The organism is Binatus sp. (SeqCode), assembly GCF_036522015.1.
GTDB lineage: Bacteria > Desulfobacterota > Binatia > Binatales > Binataceae > Binatus.
Genome location: NZ_DATDGQ010000194.1, coordinates 1 through 8,710, shown reverse-complemented (window position 1 = coordinate 8,710; position 8,710 = coordinate 1). Strand labels below are relative to the sequence as shown.

Sequence of the window (8,710 nt, the reverse complement as noted above, 5' to 3'; positions counted from 1 at the left end):
GGTATAGCTGCGCAAGGCCGAAATGATCGGCGCGGTTGATGATCATGGTGTTGGCGTTGGGAATGTCGAGGCCCGATTCGATGATTGCGCTACAGACCAGCACGTTCACCCGCTTCTCGATAAAGTCGCGCATCACGTTCTCGAGCTGCCGCTCCTTCATCTGCCCGTGCGCGATCGCAGTCCTGGCCTCGGGCACCAGCGAGCGCAGATGGCTCGCCATGTAGTCGATATTCTCGACGCGATTGTGAACGAAGAAGACCTGGCCGCCGCGGTTCAGTTCGCGAAGAATCGAGTCACGGATAGTTGCGTCGTCGAAATGCGCGACGAAGGTGCGAATCAGTTGGCGGTCCGGCGGCGGCGTCTGAATCACCGAGAGATCGCGGATGCCGAGCATCGCCATGTGCAGCGTGCGCGGAATCGGCGTCGCCGTCATCGTCAGGACCGGCACCAGTTTTTTGAGCTTCTTGATTCGCTCCTTATCGACCACGCCGAATCGATGCTCCTCGTCGATGACCAGCAAGCCGAGCCGGGGAAACTGCACGTCGCTCGACAACAGCCGATGCGTCCCGATGATGACGTCGACTTTGCCCGCAGCGGCATCGTCGATGACAGCCCTGTTTTCCTTGTGGCTGCGGAATCGCGAGACCATCTCGACGCGGACCGGGTAATCCTTGAAGCGCTCGCGGAAGGTGTTCCAGTGCTGCTCGGCGAGGATCGTCGTCGGTACCAGTACGGCGACTTGCCGTCCGTCCATCACCGCGATGAACGCGGCGCGCAGCGCCACTTCAGTTTTGCCGAAGCCGGCGTCGCCGCAGATCAGGCGATCCATCGGCTTGACCCGCGTCAGATCGCGGATGACGTCGTCGATTGCCGACTGCTGATCAGGCGTCTCCTCGAACTCGAAGCGCGAAGCGAACTCGTCGTAGTCCGCGCCTGGCGCCGGGTATGCGTGCCCCTCCATCACCTCGCGCGCGGCGTAGATGTCGAGCAGCTCGGCCGCCATCGCGAGCACCGCCTGCCGCGTGCGCCGTTTGACCTTCTCCCACGAGCCGCTGCCCAGCTTGTCGAGCTTGGGCTCCGCATTATCGCCGCCGATGTACCGCTGGACGAGATTTATTCGCTCGACCGGAACGTACATCGTGTCGTTACCCGCGTACTCGAGATTCAGAAAATCGCCCTCGACGTCGGCGACCTTCATGTGCCGCAGGCCGCGATACCTGGCGATCCCGTGATCGATATGCACGACGAAATCGTCTGGCTTCAGTTCCTCGAGATTGAGCAGCGCCCCTTTCGCGGTCGGACGCCTGCGCCGGCGCGCGCGCGGCTCTCCGAAAATTTCCTCTTCGCTGTAGAGGTAGAGGCCGTCCTCCTGCAAGACGACGCCGGCGGAAATCTCGCCTTCCATAATCGCGGGACGAAAGTCCGGCCATTCCATCAGCGCCGACAGACTTTTGCATTCGACGTTGACCTCGAGGTCCCACGCCTCCAGATGACGGCGCAAGCGCGCCACCTGATGCGGTCCCTCGACGATCATCAGCGAACGCCCCTGCCCCCGTTGGACTTCGCGCAGTTCAGTCGCGAGCGGTTCGAAGCTCGGCGGCGTCCGCACTCCGCTCAGCTGGTTTGCTCCCAGCCGCAAGGCGTTCTGCGATTTGACTTCGACCGGCACCGCCCATCCTTCGCGCGGCGCCGCCATCGTCACCAACGAGCCGACCTCGACCGCGGTGAAGTTTCCGAGCGCCCGCTCGAACGCGTCCGCAGTGATGAACAGCGCTTCGGGCGCAGGATGAAACGCGGGCTTCTGCGCGGCCGCCGCGGTCTCATTGTTGACGGCGTCGGCAAAGCGAGTTGCCTCGGCAAGAACCCGCCCCGGATCGACCAGCCACAGCAGCGTGCCCGACGGCATGTAGTCGAAGACGCTGTCGAGCGCGTGGCCGAACGCATACGGCATCAGCAGCTCCGCACCCGGAAACAACAGCCCGTTCTCGAGCGCCTCGGACAGTTCCGCGGCCTCCTTGCGCACCATGCCGATTTCCGCGGCGCGCAGCGTGACCTGCTCGCGCAGCTTGGGGTCTTTCAAGGCTGAAGGCGGCACGTAACGCGTGCGCGTGATCGTCGCCTCGACGAGTTCTTCGCCCGAGCGCTGGCTGTCGGCGTCGAAATGGCGAATCGAGGTGATCACGTCGTCTTCAAGCTCGATGCGAATCGGGTCGCGATAGAGCGGGGAGAACGCGTCCACGATTCCGCCGCGCACGCTGAAGTCGCCCTGCTCTTCGGTTTGCGGCACACGCTGATAACCGCACGCCGCAAGCGCTTCGACCAGGGCGTCGAGATCCAAGCTGTCGCCAACGGCGACCTTGACGATCGATTCGTTGAAGATCGTGCGCGGAATCGTGCGCGTCATCAGCGCTTCGGCCGAGGTGACGATCAGCGGCGACTCATGCCGGATCATCGCGAACAATGCGGCGAGTTGCGACGCCTGTGCGTCAGTCGGCGGCGACAATTGCGCCATCGGCTTCACTTCCCATGAACGAAGCAGATGCACCCGGCGCGTGGCCGCGTCGGCGTCGGCAGCCTCATCGAGGAAAAAAGCGACCTCTCCCGCGAGAGCCTCGGCTTCCGGCGCGGTTGATGTGACCGCGACGATCGGACGCGTCAGCCGCAGCCGCATCTCGCGAATCATCAGCGCGCCGGCCGCACCGCGGAGCCCCATCACCGGGAATCGGCGCTCGGTATTTGCCACAAGCCGCGCCTGGAGTTCGCCGGCTGCTTCTTTGAGGCTTCGTTGCAACTTTTTCCGATCCCAATACGCAAATTCGCCCTGCGGCGATGCGCGCAAGGAGCGCACATGCCGCTGGCGTCACGGAAAATGATAGCAGAAAAGGGCGTGCGAACGCGCGTCGCGTCAAAGAAGAGAGGGAACTTTATTTTATGTGAAACCCACGCTGCGTTTCACGCTTCCTTCGGCACGGGTGACCTCTGCACCCGTATCATCATAACGATGCAGGACTTCCTTCCTTGAGGAAGCGGTGAGCTGCTGTCAGATCAGTTCGCGGCGCTTTCCGTCGCGACCGACGGCGCCGCCCTCGGCGACGTTCCGGGTGGCGCGTCGGTCACTGGGTCGATATGGAGCGCGATGCGCATCGTGCGATGGTACCCGCCGGGGAGCGGCCGGATCACCGTAATGTAAGTCGTGTCGCCCGGCCTGAGATGGCCGAGCGCGTGAAGAATCTCCTCCCTGGTGCGCACGCGCACGTCGTCCACCGCGACGATCAGATCGCCGTCCGTACCCAGCGCGCCCGAGGCTCGCAGCAGCGGGAAAGTGACCAGCGCGACGGGGCCTAGCAGCAGACTGCCGATTGCTTTCAAGTCGCCCGACGGTGTGCTTCCCGTTCTCCCGATCATGCCTGCGCGCGCCGCCGGACTGTTGGGGTATACGCTCACGACCTCGAAGCCGTGCTCCTCCATGCCCAGATAGCACTCCGTCGTGTCCTCGAGGTCGAAGCCGAGAAACAGCGGATGACTGTCCTCCGAATCCTGAGGATGAGGATGGAAATTGCGATTGAGCCTTGCGATTTCGTCTTCGCGCGACTGTCGAAAAGCGCGCTGCTCGGCGGTCTCGCGACTGTCGGGTGCGGGAACTTTGGCCAAAGGTTGCGGCGCGACCTCGAGCGTCGTCGACTCAGCCGGCTGTCGCGCGGGGGTGCTCCTATTCGCGCTGTCGCTCGGCTGTCCTGCAGGTGAACGCAGATTCGCGGCGTCGTTGGGTTGCGCTGCTATCGATGGCGAGGCGTGGTCGTTGGAGGTGTCTGCCGCAAGGATTGCGGAGGGGCATAGCAGAACGACTAGCAGCGGCCAGCCGATGAGGACGCTCGGACTTCGCATGACCGATCACCTCGATACAGATTTCTGCGCTCGGTCAGGATATTAGATCCGATTTCCGCGAGGCTCAAGGATTAAAATCACGCAGCGACGACGCCGCCGCGCTATCGAGGAACCATCGTAAATCGTGAAATGAACTCTTGAATCAGTGCGTAAACGCGCTGCCGGCCGGCCCCGCATTCGCGATCGGCTCGCCGACCGCCCCGACGTGCACCGCTATTTTGATCGTCTTGTGCGGCGCTCGCTCGTCCGCCCCGTCCGGCCGGATAACGGTCAGGTACATCGTATCTCCCGGCTTCAGCCGCGACATCGCGGTTTCCAGATCGCTCTGGTCGCGCACGCGCTTATCGTCAACCGCGACAATCAGATCTCCGCCCTGTCCCATCGCGCCGGAGGTCGCCAGCGCCTTGCCGGCCAGGATCGAACCGCCGGGCAGGATTCCGGTAAGCGTCGAGACCGCGGCGCCGATTGCCGTCATCCCGGATCGCGCCTGTAAACCCGCTTGCGCCGCCGGACTGTTGGGATCGATGGTCAGCACCTCGAGCCCGTGCTCCTCGCCACCCTGGTAGCACTTGGTCACGTACTGCACGGTGATGCCGAGGTAGGGGCGCGCATGCGGCCGGTTGTTATCGACGTCGTTGTTGAAATTGCTGTTGACGTTGCTCTCGAGGTTGCCGGTGCCGTTCTCGGTGCCGGGACGAAAGTTGGGTTCGACCGACGAGTTGTCCTCGCCCGGATTGAAATTCCGGTCGCTGGGAATTTCCTTGACGGCTGGCCTCGGCTGCGTCAACCCCGGCTGCGGCGCTATCTCGAGCGTGGCGTCATCGCTACTGCCCTGACCCGCGTTTCCGTGGGTGGCAGAGTCGCCTCCGCCCTGCGAGCCATCTTGGGAGTCCTGGTTCTGCGCGATCGCGATATGGGAGAGCGCGAACAACGCGGCTGTCGCCACGCCCAAGGTGAGTATCTTTTTCAGCTTCATTCTCAATGCGCTCTCGGCCATCGGCCGACGACCGAGGAACTACGCAAATATAAGCCCGCCGCACGATCTCCTCAAGCCGGACGATTTTTCCTTGATGCGAGCGCGAACCCGTGCGAAAGTTTGATGCATTCATGAAGATTATATCGACAGTCGCGTTACAACCCGCGCAGCGCAGCGCAGTCCTGGCGGCCGCGCCAGGAGCCGACGTTGCAGATCGTCAATGTCGAACGGTCGAGGAAGTAAGCGAGTTCGTCGGCGCCGGATGCGACGCGCTGCTGACGTTTCGCGTGCCCAACGACCTCGCGACTCGCGCGCACGTCAAATGGATTCAACTGCTCAGCGCGGGCGCCGACCACGTACTCGGCGGCCCGCTCAAGAGCAGTGCGATTCCAATAACGACCGCGAGCGGAATTCATGCGACGCCGATCTCGGAATACACGCTGGCCTCGATGCTCGCATATGCACATCGGATTCATCTCGCGATTCGCGCGCAAGTGCGACGCGAATGGATGCGCTCGGGCGCTTTCATGGCGGGTGTGGACGATATCCGCGGTCAGACGCTCGCCATCATCGGTTACGGGTCGATCGGCAGGGAAACTGGGCGCCTCGCGGCCGCATTTGGAATGAAGGTGCTCGCCCTTAAGCGCAACCCCTCGGACCGCGTCGATGCCGGATGGTGCCCGGCGGGACTCGGCGATCCCGACGGCAAAATTCCCGCGCGCTTTTTCGGCCCCGAAGATCGCGAAGCAATTCTTCGCGAATCCGATTTCATATCTGTCACTCTTCCGTTGACCGATCACACCCGCAAATTTATAGGCGAGCGCGAGTTCGCCGCGATGAAGCCCGGTGCATACCTCGTAAACATCGGGCGCGGCGAAGTGATCGACGAACGCGCGATGGCTGCGGCGCTGACCGCGAAAAAAATCGGCGGCGCAGGCCTCGATGTGTTCGAGCACGAACCGCTGGAAGCCAGCAGCCCTCTATGGGATCTCGAAAATGTAATCCTGACGCCGCACATGTCCGGCGCCAATCGCAGCTACATGGACAAAGCCTGCGAGCTGTTCGCGGAAAATCTGAAAAGGTTCGTGGCAAATCGCCCACTGCTGAACCTGATAGATCCTAACCTGGGCTACTAGTGGGCTGTCTCTCTTCCGCGTTGTGTCATTCTGAGCGGAAGCTGCTGAAGCGAAGAATCTCGACGGACGCTCCTGCGTTCGGCGTCTTCATTGCGCGCATACGCGCGGGATCCTTCGTTGCGCTCAGGATGACGGACCGACTCTGGAATGATTGCCCTACCTCTTCGCCAGCGCCTCGAGGAATCTTTCCTTCAAGCCGTCGAATGGGCCGTTCGACATGAACAGCGCGACGTCGCCGGCGCGCGCGTCGACCAGCATCCGCTCGAGGATCTCGTCGTTCGACTCGCAAGCTAGCGCATGAGGACCGCGTGCGCTGATTGCGCTCGCGAGTGCGCTCGTTTCGAGGCGCTCGCCGGACGCGATCGGATCGTTTTCCTTGAAATAGACCGGGCCCAGGTAAACGCGCGACGCTCGATCGAATGCGGCTGCGAACGCGTCCTGGAAAACGTTGCGGCGCGCCGTGTTCGAGCGCGGCTCGAACGCCGCGAGGATCCGGCGGCCCCGAAAGCGCTCGGCGATCGCTTCGAGCGTGACGCCAATCGCGGTCGGATGGTGCGCGAAGTCGTCGACCACCGTCACTCCCGCCTCCTCTCCGATTATCTGCTGGCGGCGCACGACGCCCTTGAAGGTGCGCAGTCCCGCGGCGATCTCGTCGCCGGATACTCCAAACGCGCTGAGCAGCACGAAGACGCCGAGCGCATTGGCGACATTCATGCGGCCGCCGATCGGCAGATGGAACGCTTCGTGGATTCGAGCGCCGTCGCGGGTCACCGAAAATCGCGCGCCGTCCGCGCCCACTGTAATTTCGGTCGCACGATATTCGCCCTCGTGCAGTCCATAGGTGAGCCGCCGCGCGCGCGCGCCCGCGCTGACTTCGAGCGCGTGCGGAAAATCGGCACATACTGCGAGCACGCGCGACGAATCCATTTGCGCGACGAGCGCACGAAAACTCGACTTCACATGCTCGAGGTCGCGATAGATATCGGCGTGATCGAATTCGACCGCCGTGATTATCGCGCCGTTGGCGCGGTAGTGCAGAAACTTCGGGCCCTTGTCGAAAAACGCCGTGTCGTACTCGTCGCCTTCGATCACGAAGTCGTCGCCGCGGCCGAGCCGGTAGTTAGATCCGAAATCGCTCGCGACTCCTCCCACCAGCATCGACGGATCGCGCCCTGCCGCCTCGAGTACGTGCGCCATCATCGCGGTCGAGGTCGTCTTGCCGTGCGTCCCCGCGACCATCAGCACGCGCCGCTCCTTCAGAAAAAAATGCCACAGCGCCTCGGGCATCGAAAGATACGGAATCGGCGAAGCAAGCAGCGCGACGGCTTCAGGATTGCTCGGCACGATCACGTTGCCCACGACTGCCAGGTCGGGCGCGGGCGACAGGTTGGCGGGCGAAAACCCCGTCATCAATCCGACCCGCGAGTTTCTAAGCAGCGACGCCGTTGGCTCGTAGAGCTGATTGTCGGAGCCGGTGACCGATAACCCGCGCTCGACGAGCATGCCGGCCAGAGCGGCCATCGCGGTGCCGCCGACACCAACCAGGTGCACGCGCCGAGCCGACGCCGGAACGCGCGCGAGGCGTCCTGCGCTGCCGGAATCAGCCACCCTCGAGCGCATCCATGATCAAGTCGTGAATCTTCGGGCGGAAGTCGCGAATCTTCTGATTGTCGCGCCGCGGATGAACGCGGTTGGTCAGCATCGAGATCGCGACTTCGCTCTCCGGCTCGATCCAGATCGACGTTCCAGTGAAACCTAAATGGCCTACCGCCGACGATGAGAAGCGGTGCCCCGAGCTGGAATGCTCCGCCGACGGCGTGTCCCATCCGAGCGCCCACGTCGAGCCGGGCACGGTCGCGTCGCGCGTCCAAAACTCGCGAACTATTTTTTGCGGCACGAAATCCGAGCGTCCCGCGTAACACGCAATCAGCTCGCTCGCAATTCGATCGACCTCGCGCACCGGTGCGAACAGTCCGGCATGACCGGCGACTCCGCCCATCGCGAATGCGTTCTCGTCGTCAACCTCGCCGATCAGCAGCCGCTTGCGCGAAGGACACATCTCGGTCGGCGCGAACATGTCGGGCACAGGCTCCAGGCGCCGCGAGCGCACTTGCGAGATGTCGATATAGTCAGTGGCGCGCAGGCCAAGCGGCCGGAAAATTTTCTCGCGGCAGTATCGGTTTAGCGCGACGCTCGAGACTTTTTCGATGGTCTCGCCGAGCAGGATGAATCCGAGGTCCGAGTAGATAGTCTTCGTGGTCGGCGGAGCTTCGGGTTTCTCGCGATGAATCTCTTCGTAGGCGAATTCCTTCGAGCCGTAGCTCGCCATGAAGTTGACCCTTCCGCCTTTCTCGATCTCCGCGATCCGTTGGTAGAACGGACGCCACGCCGCCAGGCCCGAGCAATGGGCCAGCAGATGCCGAAACGTGATGACGGTCTTGCCGTGCACTCCGAAGTTCGGGAAAAAGCGCGTCACGCGATCATCGAGGCGAAACTTCCCGTCGCGCGCCAGGATCATCAGCGCGACCGTCGTCGCCAGCGCCTTGGTGAGTGATGACAAGTCGTACACGGTTTCGATTTTGGCCGGTGAGCGGCTCGGTTCGATTGACCTGAATCCGAATGCGCCCTCGAACGTCACGTCCGCACCGCGTCGCGCGACCACCGTCGCGCCGGGAATCACCCCCTGCTCGACCGCGTCGTTGAAAGCCTCTTC

Annotated in this window: 6 protein-coding genes; 1 reads left to right on the top strand and 5 read right to left on the bottom strand. The window is 62.9% G+C overall.

Annotated elements, in window-relative coordinates; translation table 11 throughout:
• From VIW95_RS08230 to VIW95_RS08220, 3 genes are all read right to left on the bottom strand, one after another.
• The coding region (locus VIW95_RS08230; RefSeq protein WP_331585261.1) for a transcription-repair coupling factor at nt 1-2,791 on the bottom strand (2,791 nt) is incomplete at its 3' end.
• Nucleotides 2,792-3,045: 254 nt separating this feature from the next.
• A complete protein-coding gene (locus VIW95_RS08225; RefSeq protein WP_331585259.1) occupies nt 3,046-3,885 on the bottom strand; it encodes a PDZ domain-containing protein in 840 nt (279 codons plus the stop codon).
• A gap of 142 nt (nt 3,886-4,027) precedes the next feature.
• Nucleotides 4,028-4,861 carry a PDZ domain-containing protein gene (locus tag VIW95_RS08220; RefSeq protein ID WP_331585257.1) on the bottom strand — a complete coding sequence of 278 codons (834 nt, stop codon included), beginning with the start codon at nt 4,859-4,861 and terminating at the stop codon, nt 4,028-4,030.
• Nucleotides 4,862-4,992: 131 nt separating this feature from the next.
• Here VIW95_RS08220 and VIW95_RS08215 point away from each other — a divergent pair, with 131 nt between their 5' ends.
• Nucleotides 4,993-5,997, top strand: a complete 1,005-nt coding sequence (locus VIW95_RS08215) for a D-2-hydroxyacid dehydrogenase (protein ID WP_331585255.1) — start codon at nt 4,993-4,995, stop codon at nt 5,995-5,997.
• A gap of 156 nt (nt 5,998-6,153) precedes the next feature.
• Here VIW95_RS08215 and VIW95_RS08210 read toward each other — a convergent pair whose 3' ends face one another.
• Nucleotides 6,154-7,605, bottom strand: a complete 1,452-nt coding sequence (locus VIW95_RS08210) for a UDP-N-acetylmuramate--L-alanine ligase (protein WP_331585253.1) — start codon at nt 7,603-7,605, stop codon at nt 6,154-6,156.
• The coding region (locus VIW95_RS08205) for a serine hydrolase domain-containing protein (RefSeq protein ID WP_331585251.1) at nt 7,598-8,710 on the bottom strand (1,113 nt) is incomplete at its 5' end. The genes VIW95_RS08210 and VIW95_RS08205, both read right to left, overlap by 8 nt.

Bases quoted from the DNA above. Each gene is read 5' to 3' on its own strand.
- VIW95_RS08225 (WP_331585259.1), bottom strand. From the start codon at position 3,885: ATGCGAAGTCCGAGCGTCCTCATCGGCTGGCCGCTGCTAGTCGTTCTG.
- VIW95_RS08220 (WP_331585257.1), bottom strand. From the start codon at position 4,861: ATGAAGCTGAAAAAGATACTCACCTTGGGCGTGGCGACAGCCGCGTTG.
- VIW95_RS08215 (WP_331585255.1), top strand. From the start codon at position 4,993: ATGAAGATTATATCGACAGTCGCGTTACAACCCGCGCAGCGCAGCGCA.